The following is a 15,644-nucleotide window of genomic DNA, read 5'->3' as shown; positions in this document are numbered from 1 at the left end:
GTGTGGCTCAGGCCTCTGCCAGCAGGCGGCCATAGCCGGCCACAGGGTCGGTCAGCCCGCCCAGCCGCATCATGTGCCAGCCCAGCACCTGGTTCGAGCTGAGCACCGGCAGGCCCGTCGCCGCCTCGAGCGGGGCGATCACCTCGAGCGTGCGCAGGTTGGTGCAGGACATGAAGATCGCGTCGATGCCGCCCTGCGCGGCCAGCGCCTCTGCCGACGTCATGATCGAGCCGGGCGAGATGCGCACCACGTTTTCCTCGCGCGCCTCGTTGAAGCTGCCGAAGACCGGGGTGGCGACGCCGGCCTTGCCCAGAATGCCGCGCAGCTGGTCCGACACCTCGGCCACATACGGCGACAGCACGCCCAGCCGTTTGATCCCCATCGCCTCGCAGGCCGCCAGCAGCGCGCTCAACGGGTTGGTGACCTGCCGCACCGGGGCCGCATCGCGGATCAGCGTGGCGATGCGCTCGGCCCCGATCACCGCCGTGCCCGAGGTGCAGCCATAGGCGGCGACCGCGAAGGGTTCCGCCTGCGGCAGCAGCGCGGCGGTCCGGGGCAGGTCGTGCTCCATCTGCGCCAGCGTCTCGGGCGTGACCTCGAGGTCCGAGGGGACCCGACTGACCAGCAGGTTGACCGCGCCGGGCAGGATGCGGCGCAGATCGTGCTCGAGGCTTTCGTCGCGCTGCAGCACGATCAGCCCGAAGCGCGGCTCGTTCGCGGGGGCTTGGGTATAGGTGAAATCCATCAGGCCTCCAGTACGGGGATTGCGGCGGTGGCGGGCGTCGACAGCCATTCGGCGCGCGCGTCCCGGATCACGATGTTTTCCTCGTGCACCATCAGCCTGCCGGGGCCGGTGCGCACGAAGGGTTCCAGCGTCAGCACCATGCCGGGCTCCAGCACCGTGTGATCGCCGGGGATGAGCGAGGGCCATTCGGTCAGCTGCATCCCCAGCCCGTGGCCCAGCCGCCCGTCCTCGGGACCGGCGCCGCAGACCGCCGCCATGGCGTGGAAGAGATCGGCAGCGCTTGCCCCCGGGCGGGCCGCGTCGAACCCGGCGCGGGTGGCGTCGATCAGCCGTGCATGGGCGGCGGCGACCTCGGCGGTGGGCGGGCCGACCGAATAATTCCGGTCGAAATCGCAGAAATAACCCTGGCGGGTCAGCCCGGTATCCAGCATCAGCACGTCCCCCGCCGCCAGCGGCGTAGCTGTGGCGGGTGAGATGACGTCGGCGTAGCCCCCGGTCTCGGCGGCCCCTGCGAGGTAAGGCACGAAATCCGCGCCTTCGTCGAGGCAGAGCCGCTGGAAATCGCGGAACACCCGGTCGAGGCCGACCCCCGCGCGGGCGATCTGAGGCACGCGGGCGAAGGCACGGTCGGCGATGCCGCAGGCCTCGCGGATCAGGGCGATCTCGGCCTCGGATTTCACCATCCGCAGGCGACGCAGGATGCCCCGGTCATCCGTCAGCCGGCTGGGTCCGAGTGTGTCACCCAGCCGCCGGAAATCCGCCAGCGGCATGCGCAGGTGGGTCTCGTGCCCCATGGGCAGGCCGATGGCCCCGTTGGTGCCCGTCAGCTCGCGCAGGGTGTCGGTCAAGAGCCCGATGCCGTCGTCGGTCAGGTCGGGGGCGTTCCAGCTGCGGATGTCCTCGACACCGCTGCGGCGCATCAGCGGCGCGCCGATGGCGGGGATCACGGCCACGGGCGCGCCGCTGGCGGGCAGGATCAGGAACCACGGCCGGGTCGGGCTTTCCCAGAAGCGCGTCAGATAGCCGGTGAAATAGCGCACCTCGGGTTCGGTCGTCAGCAAGAGCGCGGCCAGACCGGCCTTGGCCATCAGCGCCTGCGCGCGTTGGCGGCGGTCGGCGTATTCCCCGGGCGGCAGCGTCATTCGGGCGCTTCGGTGACGAAGGTCAGGATCCGGGAATTCGCGTCGATCCCCAGTGCCTCGCGCCTGCGGTCCAGGTTCATGAGCAGCGCCAGCCCCGCCCCGCCCGAGGGCGTCGTCGCCATGCCCTGCGCGGCGAGCGCGGGCAGGGCGGCCTCGACCTCGGCGTCGCTCAGGCTGACGGCGGCGTCCGCGTCGCGCGCCAGCCCGCGCAGCGCGATAAGCGACGCCTCCTTGCAGTCGAGCCGGCCCATAGACGACACCGGACCGGTCACCGGCGTAAAGCGCCCCGCCTCGAGCGAGGCGGCGATGCAGGGGGCCCAGGCGGGTTCGACCACGACGACCTTAGGCGCGTCGCCCCAGGTCTTGCGCGTGGCCGCGGCTACCGCCGCTGCCAGCCCGCCGACCCCGCCCTGCACCACCACATGGGTGGGGGCGGCGTCGATCTGGTCGGCGACCTCGGCCATGATCGCCAGGTAGCCCTGCATTAATATCCAAGGGGACTCTGTGTAGCCGGGCCAAGAGCTGTCCGACAGCAGCGTCCAGCCTTTTTCGGCGGCGGCATGGGCGGCGGCGTCCATGCTGGCCTCGTAGTCGCGGCCCGCGCGGACGACCTCGGCCCCCTGGGCCGCCAGCCGCTGGGCGAAGGCGTCGGGCACGGTGTCCGACAGGTACACCACGGCCCTAGCGCCAAAGACCCGCGCCCCGGCCGCGACCGACAGCCCGTGATTGCCCGCGCTTGCGGTGACATAGGTCCGGCCCGCCAGCGCCTGCGACAGATCCTCGGCCCCGGTGTCGGCGGCGGCCCGGGCGATCACATGCGCCGCCCCCAGCGCCTTGAAGCTGCCCAGCCCCATGCGCCCGCGTTCGTCCTTGGCCCAGACCTGGGCCACACCGGCGGCCTCGGCCACGCCGGGCAGGTCTGTCAGCGGCGTCGCGCCCGCGGCCGGGCATTGCGCCAGCAAGGCCAGCACCGGCGCAGGATCGTCCGAGGGGAAGGGGATGTCGTCGGGCAGCTCGAACGCGGCATCGCCGCCGCGGAACCGGTTGAGGATAAGGTCAGGTGTCATGGCGCCTCCGTTGCCACGCCATGAGGCGCGGCGCGGCGCGGCTTGTCAAACCCGGACCGGACAGGAGATGTGCGAAAAGCGTCGTTTCGCGTCGTTCATGCCCGGGCCAAGGCGCCGGGGGCGCCTAGTAATCCTTTTCGAAGAAGATCCCGACGCTGGTGTCGCCATCCGAACCGACCGATCCCCGTGCCGTGACGCTCTTGGAGATCGACAGGTTGAGGTTGATCTCGGTGTCGCCGGTCGCGCCCACCGTGACGTCGGTATAGACGTTGTCGGACAGATACTTGCCCACCCGCAGATCGGTCGTGCCGTCGGCGTTGGTTTCCAGGTCCAGCTCGTCGAGCCCGAAGCCCATGCGCAGCCGGTCGACGATCCCGCCGCCGCCGCGCCCGGCAAGCGTGTTGACCGCCGCCGCGATGCGCAGCGCCTGAAGCGCCGAGATGTCGGTCACATCACGGCCGAAAAGCAGCAGCGCCAGCACCTCTTCCTCGGGGCGTTCCGGGACCGAGGTAATCACGACATCGGGCGACGAAGCCAGCCCCTGCACGATGATCCGGATCACCGTCTCGTCGCGTTCGGCATCGGCCTGCAGGCGCAGATAGGGGTCGAAATCGCCTTGCAGCTGGGCATAGCCCTCGGACAGCAGCAGCCGCTGGCCCAGAAGGTCGAGCCGCCCGCGGATCAGGTCGAAGCGGCCTTGCGGCACGACCTCGGCGGTGCTGCCGGTCACGCGCAATTGCCCGCCCAGCTCGGCGTCCAGCCCGCGGCCCCGGATGAAAATCCGCGCGGGCGCGTTGATCGTCAGGTCGAGCGGATAGACCGCCCCGCCACCGCCGCCGACGCCCGAACCGCCGGTGCCCTCCTCGAGCAGACCGGCGCGGGCGCGGCTGCTGCGGACGGGCGCGGGTTCGTTGACATGGGTCAGCTCAAACGCCCGGCTCGGGCCCCCCAGCCCGGTTTCGGGGATACGCACCTCGACCGTGCCCAGGTCGATCCGGCCGCCCAGCCGCGCGCCGCCCGTCAGCGGGCCGCTGAAGGTCAGACGACCGTCGACGCTGGTCTCGAAGAGCCCCGGTTCTTCGACCTGCACGCCGATCAGCGCGATGGTCAGATCGGCAGGGAAGGGGGCCGACAAGGTGATCGGGCCCGAGGCTTCGATCCGCCCGCCCTTGGCCGGCTGCGCGTCCACCGACACCGAGGCCCGTCCGCCCGAAAGCGCCACGTCGACATTCATGTCGCGCAGCGCCTGCGCCATGGTCGGCAGGATGAATTCCGCGCCGGTGCTGCGAACGCTGCCCGACACCGACGACAGGGCCAGCGGACCGTTGAGCGCAAGGTCGAAGCTTGCCAGTCCGGTCAGAAGGCGCGGCTCGATGAACCGGTTGGCAAGGCCCAGCGGCGCCTGCCCGGCAAGGCTCAGGTTGGCGCGGTCAAAGCCGGGGGCGAGGGTGCCGTTGGCCTGTGCCTCGGTGCCGCCGGGGCCGGTGAGGGCGGTGTCGATGGTCCAGTCGCCGGTGTCGCGCTGTGCTGTGCCGCGCGCGCTGGCGGGGCCGTCGAAACCGGGGGCCACGAGGCCGAGGTTGCGCAGCAGAACGTCAAAGCGCAGGCGGCTGCGGGTCGGACCGAGCGAGCCGGTCAGATCGGCGGTCAGCTGCGGGTTGCCCAGATCGAGCGTGTCGAAGATCAGCGTGCCGTCGGCATTGCGCCGCGCGTCCAGCGTCAGGTCCGTGGCGCCGCGCGTCAGCGCGTCGACCGTGGCGATGCCGGTGGCGATGTCCTCTGCTCGCCCGGTCAGCCGGGCGCTGGCGCTGCCGTCGCGCAGATCATAGCGGCCGCCGCCGTCAAGGCGCACCGCGCCGCCGAGCGCGCGGCCCGCAAGCCCGGCATAGGCCGCCAGACGGTTCAGCGCCAGCGCGCCGTCGGCGTCGACCGCGACGATCTCGCCATCGGCTTTTTCCAGCGTGACGGTGCCGTCGAAACGGCTGTCGCCGGGGGCTGTGGCGTCAAGCGCCAGGTCCCATTTCGCCGCATCCTCGCGCGCCGTGCCGTTCAGGCGCAGCGGGCCGGAAAGCTGGGGCAGGGGGACGGACACATCCGGCACCGACAGGTCGAAGCGGGCAGCGCTGGCGTCGGGTTCGATCACGCCCTCGGCGGTCAGGTCGATGGCCTGCCCATCGATGAAGAGCTCGTTGATGGCAATGCGCGGCCCGGCCTGATCGACGTCGACGCGCAGCCGCGTCTCGCCGCGCAGCAGACGGTCGACCGGGTCGATGGCGACCGCCAGATCGGTCGCCGACCCGTCCAGCACCGCGCTGAGGGCGTTGCCCGCCGGATCGAAGGTGACTTGCCCGGCCAGATCGACCGCGCCGCCCAGGTTCCGCTGCGCGACGGCGGCGAAATCCGCCAGGGCGCCGACGCTCAGCTGGCCATCGGCGGCAATGGGGCCCAGCCCGGTCTCTGCTTTGGCCAGCGACACGTCGCCGTCGAACCGGGCCGCGCCCGGCCCCTCGGCCATCACGTCAAGCAGCCAGGCCGCATCGGTTTCGCGGAACGTGCCGGTCAGGTTTGCGCGCCCCGGCAGGTCGGGCAGCGGCACCGAGAGGTCGGGCAGGGTCAGGTCGAAGCGTCCGGCGCTTGCGCCGCTGCGCAGCTCGGCCTGCGCCGTGACGTCGATGAAATCGCCGTCCACCGCAAAGTCGCGCAGCACCGTGCCGCCGGTGTCGCGCCGGGCGCTCAGGCGCAGTTGCGTCGATCCGGCCAGCAGGCGGTCGGCTTCGGGGATGGATGTGGCAAGGTCGGTTGCCCGGCCCTTGAGATCCACGTCGAAGGACCCGGACACCGGCTGCGCCTGCACCGTGGCGACCACATCGACCGACCCGCCCAGGTCGCGCCCGGCCAGTCCGGAAAAGCGCGAGATGTCGTCGGCGATCAGGCCCAGATCGCCCGAGATGTTCAGATCGACGCCGCCGTCGACCCCGGCCAGCGCGGCGTTGCCGGTCAGCCGCGCGCCTGCCGCGCTCAGCGCGATGTCGGCGATGCGCAAAGGCGCGCCGGGCTGCCAGTCGATGCTCAGCGCGCCCGAGGCGCTGTCGCCGACGGCCTGCGCCAGCGCCGGGTCCGCCAGCGCGATGCCGCCCGTGTCGAGGTTCAGCGAGCCGCTGACCTCGCCCAGCGACACGCCGTCGCCGCGCCGGATGCGGCCCGAACCGTTCAGCGCGATGCTGCCAATGCTCAGATCGGGCCGCGTCAGCCCGTCGATGCGTCCCTCAGCCGACCAGCCGTCATCGCGTTCGGCGTCGTAGCGGATCACCAGATCGGCAAGATCGACGCGGGTTTCCGCGCCGGGTATGGCCAGCAGCACCGGCGCGCCGGTGGCGTCGGCGATCCTGAGATCGACATCTATGTTGCGGGGCCATTGGTCGGGGCCAAGCTCGACCGCGCCGTCAAGCGATATGGCGTCGGCCTTCAGCGCCAGCCGGTCGAGCCTGAGTCCGCCATCGGCCAGCTGCGCCCCGTCCGCCTGCAACGCGATCCGCGGGCCGAAGAATTCGTGGTAGTCCGGCAGCAGAAGCGGCCGAATGTCGCCCGCTATATCGACCCCAAAGGCCGAACCGCCATCCTCGGCCCCTCGCAGGGCGACGGTGCCGGTGATCCGCTCTTGTCCGTCGGTGGCCAGAGCGATGCCCGCTCCGAAATCGCCCAGCGGGCCGCTGCCCTCGACCGAGAGCCGCACCGGCGGCGTGCCGGGCAGGCTCATGAGCGTCGCGGCGATCCCGCCCGGCCCCTCGGCCAGCAGCAGCTTCAGATCGAGCTGGCGGGTTTCATTGGCAAAGCGTCCCTCCAGGTCGAACTGCCCCTCGGGGCCGTCGATCCGGCGGACGTTCAGATTGGCGCCGCCCTCGCCCCCGGCCAGATCGGCAGAACCTTCGACCGTCAGCGATATGGGCTGGCCGAGAAACGAGTCGCCCAGGTTGACCGCGCCGATGGCCAGCTTGCCGATCTGAACCTCGACCGGCAGGTCCGGCAGCTGGAACGGCCCGCTCGCCTCGGGCGGGGGCAGGTCCGACGCGGGCACCGGCGCGCGCAGCACGTCGAGCGTCGTGGCCGTCAGCTCATCAACCTGGATGCGCGCCGAAAAGAGCGCCCGGCGGTTCCAGACAAGGACCACGTCCTGCAGCCGCAGCCAGATCCCTTCGCCATCGGCGATGGTCATTTCCTGAATGGTCGCCTCGGAGCTCAGCGCGCCTTCGAAGCCGACGATCCGCACCTCGCGCCCGGCGTCGGACAGCGCGTCCTCCAGCAGGCCCTGAAGATAACCCCGGTCGTCCTGATCGTCCTGCGCCTGCGCAGGCAGGGCAAAGGCAAAGAGCGCCAGAAGAAGAGCGGCGAGAAATCTCAAAACGCTTGTCCTATTCCGATGTAGATCTGCACGCCGTCGCCGGTGTCGCCGCCCGTGGGCATCGCGACGTCAAAGCGGATCGGGCCGATGCCGGTGTTGTAGCGCAGCCCCAGCCCGGCGCCGGAATGCCAGTCGCCGTTGCCGTCATAGCTGCTTTCGGCGCCGATATAGCCCGCGTCGGCAAAGGCCACGATGCCGATGTTTTCGGTGATCGACGTGCGCAGTTCGGCCGAAAGGCCGACAAAGCTGCGCCCGCCCGACCGGTCGCCGCCGCCCAGGTCCACATCCAGCGACTTGTAGGGCTGGCCGCGCACCGTGCCGCCGCCACCCGAGGCGAAGAGCAGTTCCGGCAGCGTGTTGTCGATCTCGGAGCCCAGGACCGATCCCATCTGCAGGCGGCCCGCGACGACATTGCGGGTTCCGAGCGACTTGAACCCGCGCAGATCGCCGAAAAGCCGCGCGCCGCTGTCGCTGTCGCCAAGACCCAGGTAGGGCGTCGCCTCGACGCTGACGTAATAGCCGTTCTTGGGGTTCAGCGGGTCGTCGCGCCGGTCGTAGACCAGCGTGCCGTGCAGCGGCACCAGCTGGAAATACTGCTCGCCCAGGTCGGTTTTCGTATCCGCCTCGAGATAGCCGACATAAAGTTCGGTCGTCAGCTCTTCGGACCAGATCCGGCTCAGACCGACGCCGAATTCAAAGCGTTCGGATTCGTAGGCCGGTTCGACCTCGAGAAGGTATTCCCCGAAGGTGAAGAAATGCGTGTCCGGCCCGATGGCCGCGGGCACGTCGAGCCGCGCGCGCAGCAGATAGTCGATGTCCTCGGTCACGGTGCCGATGTTGCGCACCTCGGCGTCGAAACGCAGCCGTTCGGCGCCGCCCGCTATGTTGCGGTGCAGCCAGAAACCCGAAAGCGTCACCCCGTCGAGCGACGACAGCTCTGCCCCGGCACCGATGCGCCGGGGTTTGCGGTCGGCCACGCGGGCCTCCATCTCGAGCACGTCGCCCACCGCTTCGCCCTCGACCAGCTGGACCGAAGAGAACGCCTCGGTCCGGCGCAGCCGCTCGGCCGAGCGGGCGACCTCGTCGGGGTGGAACACCTCGCCGCGCGGCAGGCCCGCGATCCGCCGGATCGCCGCGGCGCGCACGGCGCTGGGTGTCGTCACCTCAAGGCGGCCGAACCGCAGGCGCGGCCCAGGGCCGATCCGGACATCGGCCGATAGCGTGTCGCTGGAATGATTGGCGGTGACTTTTTCGGAAACCGGTTCGGCCTTGGCATGACCCGCCTCGCGCCATCCGGTGACCGCGGCGTCTACCGCGTCGCCGACCAGGGTCGCCGGGGCCGGTTCCCCCTCGCGGAAGCCCTCGGGCATTTCGGTGCCCTCGGCCAGCGGCGCCACTTGCGCGCGGGAAAAGCGGTAGAGCGGGCCGGGGTCGATTTCGACCACGATGATGCCGATGCGGCTGGGCGGCGACAGAACAGGGATCGCCGCAGCCTCGGTCCCGTCGACGCGGATGTTGACGGTGCCGCCGTAGTAGCCTTCGGAATATAGGTATTCGGTCAGTCGGCGGTAATCCGCCAAAGCCGTCGCCATCAGGTCCTCGGGCAAGACACGGCCCTCGGATTTGGCCGCGCGCAACAGCGACGCATCCTTGAGGCGGGCGGTGAAATCCTCATCCGCGGTGTCGACGCGGAACTGCAGGTCGTCCAGCGCCCGCGCCTGCGGAGCGGCCGCCAGCAGCCCCATACAGAACACGGCGCACATAGAGCGATAGACGGTCACGAAGCTGCCCCTCCCCCGGTCGAAATTGGTCCTTTCTACCGTGCCTCGCTGGTGTGTTCCAGACAAAGCCGCAGAGGACATGGCGCCGGTACCCGGCACCGCCCAATTTGTACGAAGAAAGACCGACGCTGGATCACAAGAGCCGCAGGCCCGGCAGGACAGCCTAGGTCCGCCGCAGGCGGATCACCACGTCTACCGCCGAAATTTCTGCCCCGTCCGGCGCGTCGGGCAGACGCGTGATCTCAAGCTGGTCGGCGGGGGCATCGGTCAGCCGCCCCTCGTCCTCCCAGAAGAAATGCGGATGGTCGTGGGTGTTGGTGTCGAAATAGCTTTTCGACCCGTCCACCGTCACTTCCTGCATCAGGCCCGCGTCGCAGAAAGCCCGCAACGTGTTGTAAACTGTCGCCAGCGACACGCTTTCGCCCTGCTGCTTGGCCGAGTCGAAAAGGCTTTCGGCGGTGACATGCCGATTTTGACCGTCGCCGATCAGGAGCGCCGCAAGCGCCACACGTTGCCGCGTCGGGCGCAGGCCCGCCTGCCCGAGCCATTTGGTGCTGCGCGTGATCGCTTCGGTTGTCATTTTCTATCCTGCAAACCCTTACCTTAACACTGCATATAAAGCGCGGCGGGCGAGGATTTCAAATGAATTTCCCATGAAGGCGCGCAGAATGGGCGCAATGCCGCGGGCTTGCACCTGCCGCAAGCGCGGTGCTAGAGGATCTCGACACCGAAGGCATAGGAACGGGGACACGAGGCGATGGGGCAGTATCCAACGAGTTTTGACAAGGACGACCTGCTGAAATGCTCACGTGGCGAGCTTTTCGGCCCCGGCAACGCGCAGCTGCCGGCGCCGCCCATGCTGATGATGGACCGGATCACCGATATTTCGGGCGATGGCGGCCTGCACGGCAAGGGCCATGTTGTGGCGGAATTCGACATCACGCCGGACCTTTGGTTCTTTGAATGCCATTTCCCGGGCAATCCGATCATGCCTGGATGCCTCGGCCTCGACGGGCTGTGGCAGCTGACAGGCTTCAACCTCGGCTGGCGCGGCTGGCCGGGGCGCGGCTATGCGCTGGGTGTGGGCGAGGTCAAGCTGACCGGCATGGTCCGCCCCGACCGCAAGATGCTGACCTACAAGGTGGATTTCACCAAGGCCGTGCAGACCCGCCGCCTGACCATGGGCGTCGCCGACGGCATCGTCGAGGCGGATGGCGATGTGATCTATCAGGTCAAGGACATGAAGGTCGCCCTGTCCGAAAGCTGAACCGGCGCATTGACCGACGTATGAAAAAGAGGCCTCCGGGCCTCTTTTTTGCTGCGCGGCTTTGTTGCGCGGCGGCTTGGCCTTGCCGATGCCACGCGCTGCCGCGAACTTGATGAATGTCAAACGCGATGACCCCCGGGCGCATAAAGTGGCGGTCGTGCGGCGGAGCGTTCCGCGAGCACACAGGCTGCAACTGGTATCGTGAGCTTGGGAGGTCACATCATGACATACCGGAAAACCGGAGCGCATCTGATCGCGGCATTGATCCTGGCCAGCGGCCCGGCCTTCGCCGATGTGGTCGGCGAACAGGAATACATGGCCGCCTGCGCAGGCTGCCACGGCGAGAGCGCGCGGGGGGACGGGCCTCTTGCGGGGCTTCTGAACATTTCCACCCCCAGCCTGTTGGAGCTGTCAAAGGCGAACGATGGCGCCTTTCCGCTGGACGCGGTCCTTAAGACCGTCGACGGGCGCGACGGGGTCCGGGCGCACGGCAGCGCGATGCCGGTCTGGGGCGAGCGATTCCAGGTCTCGGCCACCAGCCAGCGCGGAGAGACCGCCGACATGGTCGCGCGCGGGCGCATCCTGTCGCTCGTCTATTATCTGCAATCCATCCAGGAATAGCGAGCGGGGCGGTTTCCGGCCACGACCGTGCGCCTTGCCGCGCCTGACCGTGGTGCGGCCCCTTGGCGGGATTGCGAGGCGGCGTCCCGGGCGGCGCGGGCCATAGCCGCCTTGCACCACCCCGCCCCCTTGCCCTACTAAGGCCAGAGCAAACAAGGGAGGCTGCATGCGCCGTGTCGTCGTCACAGGGCTGGGGATCGTTTCCAGCATCGGGAACAATGCCGGGGAGGTTCTGGCCGCGCTCAAGGCCGGAACGTCCGGGATCACCGCCAACGAGGCGATGAAAGAGCACGGGTTCCGCAGCCAGATCGCGGGCGACATCAAGCTGGATGTCGCGGATCACATCGACAAGCGGACGCTGCGCTTCATGGGGCCGGGATCGGCCTATGCCCATATCGCCATGGGTCAGGCCATCGCCGATGCCGGGCTCGAGCCGGGCGAGGTGGTGGACCCGATGACCGGGCTCATCGCCGGGTCGGGCGGGCCGTCCACCTCGGCCATGCTGGCGGCGCATCAGACGGTGCTGAAGACCGGCGGGACCAAGCGGATCGGGCCTTTCGCGGTGCCCAAATGCATGTCCTCGACCGTGTCTGCGAATCTTGCCACCGCCTATCAGATCAAGGGCATGAATTTCTCGATCACCAGCGCCTGCTCGACCTCGCTGCATTGCATCGGCATGGCGGCGCAGCAGGTGGCGCTGGGCCTGCAGGACGTGATGTTCGCCGGCGGCGGAGAGGAGCTTGACTGGACGTTGTCGTGTCTTTTTGACGCGATGGGCGCGATGTCGTCGAAATACAACGACACGCCGGACCGCGCGTCGCGCGCTTTCGACGCGGACCGCGACGGGTTCGTGATCGGCGGCGGCGGCGGTATCGTGGTGCTGGAGCCGCTTGAGCGCGCGCTGGCGCGCGGGGCCAAGATATACGCCGAAGTGACCGGCTTCTCGGCGACCTCGGACGGCGCCGATATGGTGGCGCCCTCGGGCGAGGGCGGTGAACGCGCGATGCGCGGCGCGCTCAAGACGCTGCCCGAGGACCGCAAGGTCAGCTACATCAACGCGCATGGCACCTCGACCCCGGTCGGCGACGTGGGCGAGATCGAGGCGGTGCGGCGGGTCTTCGGCGAGGGGTCTACGCCGCCCGTGTCCTCGACCAAGTCGATGACCGGACACAGCCAGGGCGCCACCGGCGCGCAGGAAGCGATCTATTGCCTGCTGATGCTCGAGCACGATTTCATCGCGCCCTCGATCAACGTCGAAACGCTCGACCCGGCGCTGAAGCCCGAAGAGATCGCCACGACGACGGTCGAGAACGCCGGGCTCGATACGGTGATGACCAATTCCTTTGGCTTCGGCGGGACCAACGGGTCGATGCTGATGTCGAAATACCGCGATTGAAGAATTTGGAAACGGAACGACGGCCATGACGAATTCTATGCAGGGCAAACGCGGATTGGTCATGGGCGTCGCCAATGAACGATCCATCGCCTGGGGCATCGCCAAGGCGCTGGCCGAGGCCGGGGCCGAACTGGCCTTCACCTATCAGGGCGAGGCCTTCGGCAAGCGGCTGGAGCCGCTGGCGGCCTCGGTCGGATCAGATTTCATGGTCGATGTGGATGTGACGGACGACGCCTCGCTGGACGCGGCCTTCGAACAGCTGGCGGCGCGCTGGCCGACGATCGACTTCGTGGTCCACGCCATCGCCTTTTCCGACAAGTCGGAACTGCAGGGGCGGATCCTGAACACCAGCCGCGAGAATTTCAAGAATTCGCTGGATATCTCGGCCTATTCCTTCATCGACGTGGCCCGGCGGGCGCATCCGCTGATGGTGGAGAATGGCGGGACGCTGATCACGCTGACCTATATGGGCTCGACCCGCGTGACCCCGAATTACAACGTGATGGGTGTGGCCAAGGCCGCGCTCGAGGCGGCGGTGCGCTATCTGGCCAACGATCTTGGGCCCGAGGGCATCCGCGTGAACGCGATCAGCCCCGGCCCGATGAAGACGCTTGCGGGCGCGGCCATCGGCGGGGCGCGCAAGACCTACAAGCACACCGACATGAACGCGCCGCTGCGCTCGAACGCGACGCTCGAGGCGGTGGGCGGCACGGCGGCCTGGCTGTGTTCGGACGCGGGGGCCTGCACGACCGGCGAAATCGTCCGCGTGGACGGTGGCTTCCACGTGCTCGGGATGCCGCAATACGAGAACCTCTGAGCCCCGCGAGGCGCACGCCCGGATCGTCAAAGCCGCGTTCGATCCACACGGTGGCCGGAAATTTTCAAAATTTCCGGTCCGTTTTCTTTGCAAGAAAACGGCGTCGGCGTCAGAACCATTGCCCGGATTCCATCAGCCCCAGATCGAGCAACTGGCGCGAATGCCATTCGAACGGCGTCGAATTGTGCCAGCGGAAGGTGCGGATATCGAAGGTCGATCCGGGGTTGCGCTTGAGCGCCTTCGCCGTCCGGAACGACACGATCGCGGCGGTCAGATTGTTGTGCCAGGGACAAGCGTAGGTGTTGTATTCCTCGTCTTCGAAGGTGTGATCGGCCCTTAGCTTCAGACCCGCTCGTGACCGGAAGAGCGCAATGCGGTCGATCTTGCGCCGTTCCTGCGGAACGTGCTCCTCATACCGCCAGCGCAGGCCGCCGTAGAAATCCAGCTGCCGCTCCTTGGGGTGGTTGTGATTGGTAGCGTCGGGCCGGGCCAGCGCGTAATAGCCCGACCGGTCGAGATGCGCGTCGTCCAGCGACACGGCGTTCGGAAACCGGTCGAGATCGCCTGCGTAAAGGTCGATCACATAGGTCAGCATCGCGTCACGCCGTTCTTCGGTGTGGAAGGCCAGCATCTCCGACACCGTCCGTGTCTCGGCGAAGGGATAAAAGAGATATTCGGCGTTGTAGCAATAATAGAGCCACAAACCCGGCGCCGCCGCGATCACCGCGTTGACCGCGGTTTCCAGCGCACCGTCGCGGGTCATGTCGTAATCGATCCGGTGCACCGTCTCGTGCAGGTCGGGCGGAAGCGCAAAGATCGGGTCCATGAAGACCGCGATGCTGGCGAAACCGCATTGCATATGGTGCCGCAGGGTCGTGTCGATCTCGACATCGTCCTCGGCAAAAATCAAAGCGACGGGGCCTTTTGACAGCGCCGCCCGGCCGCGGGCCAGAAAATCGTTCAGGTCGGAATACCGCATCGCCGCCTCTGTGGCACGTTTTGGCAAAGACTCCGTCAAAACGACCCGCATTGCAAGGTGGGGGGATTCTGCGTTATCTGCGCGGCCTGTACCCCGATGGAGACCGCCATGACCGCGCCCAAGAAGCTTTTCATCAAGACCTATGGTTGCCAGATGAATGTTTACGACAGCGAGCGTATGGCCGAGGCGCTGGGCGGGCAGGGCTATGTCCAGACGCAATCGCCCGACGATGCGGACATGATCCTGCTCAACACCTGCCACATCCGCGAGAAGGCCGCAGAAAAGGTGTATTCCGAGCTGGGCCGCTACAAGGGGCTGAAGGCGGAAAAGCCCGACCTCAAGATCGGCGTCGCGGGCTGCGTGGCGCAGGCCGAAGGGGCCGAGATCATGCGCCGTCAGCCGATGGTCGATCTGGTGGTCGGCCCGCAATCCTATCACCGCCTGCCCGAGCTCGAGGCCAAGGCACGCGGTGGGGCCAAGGCGCTCGACACCGACTTTCCCGAGGAGGATAAGTTCGAGGTCCTGAAACGCCGCCCCAAGGCCAAGCGCGGCCCGACCGCCTTTCTGACCGTGCAGGAGGGTTGCGACAAGTTCTGCGCCTTCTGCGTCGTGCCCTACACCCGCGGCGCCGAGGTCAGCCGCCCGGCGGCGCGGATCCTCGACGAGGCGCGCGATCTGGTCGAGCGCGGAGTGCGCGAGATCACGCTGCTGGGACAGAACGTCAACGCGTATCACGGCGCGGGCGAGGGGGGCGACTGGAGCCTCGCGCGGCTGATCTGGGCGCTGGGTGACATCGACGGGCTCGAGCGTATCCGCTTCACCACCAGCCATCCCAACGACATGACCGACGATCTGATCGAGGCGCATGGCAGCTGTGCCAAGCTGATGCCCTACCTGCATCTGCCGGTGCAGGCCGGGTCGGACCGGATCCTCAAGCGCATGAACCGCAGCCACACCGCCGAAAGTTATCTGGCGATCATCGAAAGGCTGCGCGCCGCGCGGCCCGATATCCTGATCTCGGGCGATTTCATCGTCGGCTTCCCCGAAGAGACCGAGGCCGATTTCCAGGCCACGCTCGATCTGATCGAGGCGGTGCATTACGGCACGGCCTACAGCTTCAAGTATTCCACCCGCCCGGGAACCCCCGCCGCCGAGCGCGACCAGGTGGCCGAGGACGTCAAGGACGACCGGCTGCAGCGGCTTCAGGCGCTGCTGACCCGCCAGCAGCGCGCCACGCAAGAGGCGATGGTGGGCCGCGAGGTTGGCGTTCTTTTCGAAAAGCCGGGCCGTCTGCCGGGCCAGATGGTCGGCAAATCCGATCACCTGCATGCCGTGCATGTGGCCGCCGACGATGTCCTGCCGGGCGATCTGCGCCGGGTCAGAATCGTCGAGAGCGGGCCGAATTCGCTGTCGGGCGTGCTGGTCTGACC

The 15,644-nt window shown here is 68.1% G+C and carries 12 protein-coding genes; 5 read left to right on the top strand and 7 right to left on the bottom strand.

Translation table 11 applies throughout. The features are described from left to right. Positions 1–7: 7 nt before the first annotated feature. The 6 genes from RXV88_RS03880 to irrA all read right to left on the bottom strand — a co-directional run bounded on the left by RXV88_RS03880 (position 8) and on the right by irrA (position 9,714). Positions 8–745, bottom strand: coding sequence for an Asp/Glu racemase (locus RXV88_RS03880; protein WP_316290784.1), 738 nt, complete (start codon positions 743–745; stop codon positions 8–10). Beyond that, positions 745–1,887: a Xaa-Pro peptidase family protein gene (locus tag RXV88_RS03875; protein ID WP_316290783.1), complete on the bottom strand. Its 1,143-nt coding sequence runs from the start codon at positions 1,885–1,887 to the stop codon at positions 745–747. The genes RXV88_RS03880 and RXV88_RS03875 overlap by 1 nt, the downstream gene beginning before the upstream one ends. Then, positions 1,884–2,954, bottom strand: a complete 1,071-nt coding sequence (locus RXV88_RS03870) for a pyridoxal-phosphate dependent enzyme (protein ID WP_316290782.1) — start codon at positions 2,952–2,954, stop codon at positions 1,884–1,886. Before RXV88_RS03870 ends, RXV88_RS03875 begins: the two co-directional genes overlap by 4 nt. A gap of 124 nt (positions 2,955–3,078) precedes the next feature. Further along, the gene (locus RXV88_RS03865; protein ID WP_316290781.1) at positions 3,079–7,353 is read right to left on the bottom strand and encodes a translocation/assembly module TamB domain-containing protein; all 4,275 of its coding nucleotides are present in this window, start codon (positions 7,351–7,353) and stop codon (positions 3,079–3,081) included. After that, positions 7,350–9,134, bottom strand: coding sequence for an autotransporter assembly complex protein TamA (locus RXV88_RS03860; protein ID WP_316290780.1), 1,785 nt, complete (start codon positions 9,132–9,134; stop codon positions 7,350–7,352). Before RXV88_RS03860 ends, RXV88_RS03865 begins: the two co-directional genes overlap by 4 nt. A 163-nt stretch (positions 9,135–9,297) precedes the next feature. Further along, positions 9,298–9,714 carry an iron response transcriptional regulator IrrA gene (gene irrA, locus RXV88_RS03855; RefSeq protein WP_316290779.1) on the bottom strand — a complete coding sequence of 139 codons (417 nt, stop codon included), beginning with the start codon at positions 9,712–9,714 and terminating at the stop codon, positions 9,298–9,300. A 177-nt stretch (positions 9,715–9,891) separates the two neighbouring features. Here irrA and fabA point away from each other — a divergent pair, with 177 nt between their 5' ends. From fabA to RXV88_RS03835, 4 genes are all read left to right on the top strand, one after another. Then, positions 9,892–10,401: a bifunctional 3-hydroxydecanoyl-ACP dehydratase/trans-2-decenoyl-ACP isomerase gene (gene fabA / locus RXV88_RS03850; RefSeq protein WP_316290778.1), complete on the top strand. Its 510-nt coding sequence runs from the start codon at positions 9,892–9,894 to the stop codon at positions 10,399–10,401. Positions 10,402–10,623: 222 nt separating this feature from the next. Continuing rightward, entirely contained in the window at positions 10,624–11,022 is a 399-nt protein-coding gene (locus RXV88_RS03845; RefSeq protein WP_316290777.1) for a cytochrome c, read from the top strand. A gap of 166 nt (positions 11,023–11,188) precedes the next feature. After that, on the top strand, positions 11,189–12,418 hold the full coding sequence (locus RXV88_RS03840; RefSeq protein WP_316290776.1) for a beta-ketoacyl synthase N-terminal-like domain-containing protein: 1,230 nt from the start codon (positions 11,189–11,191) through the stop codon (positions 12,416–12,418). A gap of 25 nt (positions 12,419–12,443) precedes the next feature. Next, a complete protein-coding gene (locus RXV88_RS03835) occupies positions 12,444–13,235 on the top strand; it encodes an enoyl-ACP reductase (protein ID WP_316290775.1) in 792 nt (263 codons plus the stop codon). Positions 13,236–13,344: 109 nt separating this feature from the next. Here RXV88_RS03835 and RXV88_RS03830 read toward each other — a convergent pair whose 3' ends face one another. After that, complete coding sequence (locus RXV88_RS03830) at positions 13,345–14,214, bottom strand: hypothetical protein (RefSeq protein ID WP_316290774.1); 870 nt, start codon at positions 14,212–14,214, stop codon at positions 13,345–13,347. Between the two features lie 108 nt (positions 14,215–14,322). Here RXV88_RS03830 and miaB point away from each other — a divergent pair, with 108 nt between their 5' ends. Further along, complete coding sequence (gene miaB / locus RXV88_RS03825) at positions 14,323–15,642, top strand: tRNA (N6-isopentenyl adenosine(37)-C2)-methylthiotransferase MiaB (protein WP_316290773.1); 1,320 nt, start codon at positions 14,323–14,325, stop codon at positions 15,640–15,642. Positions 15,643–15,644 lie beyond the last annotated feature (2 nt).

The sequence above is a fragment of the Aestuariicoccus sp. MJ-SS9 genome, assembly GCF_032586235.1.
Taxonomy (GTDB): Bacteria; Pseudomonadota; Alphaproteobacteria; order Rhodobacterales; family Rhodobacteraceae; genus Aestuariicoccus.
Note: the sequence above shows the minus strand (reverse complement) of the source record. Positions and strands in the feature narration are given on the sequence as shown.

Excerpts from the sequence above, each read along its gene's own strand:
- RXV88_RS03880 (WP_316290784.1), bottom strand. The coding sequence starts at position 745 with ATGGATTTCACCTATACCCAAGCCCCCGCGAACGAGCCGCGCTTCGGG.
- RXV88_RS03875 (WP_316290783.1), bottom strand. The coding sequence starts at position 1,887 with ATGACGCTGCCGCCCGGGGAATACGCCGACCGCCGCCAACGCGCGCAG.
- RXV88_RS03870 (WP_316290782.1), bottom strand. The coding sequence starts at position 2,954 with ATGACACCTGACCTTATCCTCAACCGGTTCCGCGGCGGCGATGCCGCG.
- irrA (WP_316290779.1), bottom strand. The coding sequence starts at position 9,714 with ATGACAACCGAAGCGATCACGCGCAGCACCAAATGGCTCGGGCAGGCG.
- fabA (WP_316290778.1), top strand. The coding sequence starts at position 9,892 with ATGGGGCAGTATCCAACGAGTTTTGACAAGGACGACCTGCTGAAATGC.
- RXV88_RS03845 (WP_316290777.1), top strand. The coding sequence starts at position 10,624 with ATGACATACCGGAAAACCGGAGCGCATCTGATCGCGGCATTGATCCTG.
- RXV88_RS03840 (WP_316290776.1), top strand. The coding sequence starts at position 11,189 with ATGCGCCGTGTCGTCGTCACAGGGCTGGGGATCGTTTCCAGCATCGGG.
- RXV88_RS03835 (WP_316290775.1), top strand. The coding sequence starts at position 12,444 with ATGACGAATTCTATGCAGGGCAAACGCGGATTGGTCATGGGCGTCGCC.
- RXV88_RS03830 (WP_316290774.1), bottom strand. The coding sequence starts at position 14,214 with ATGCGGTATTCCGACCTGAACGATTTTCTGGCCCGCGGCCGGGCGGCG.
- miaB (WP_316290773.1), top strand. The coding sequence starts at position 14,323 with ATGACCGCGCCCAAGAAGCTTTTCATCAAGACCTATGGTTGCCAGATG.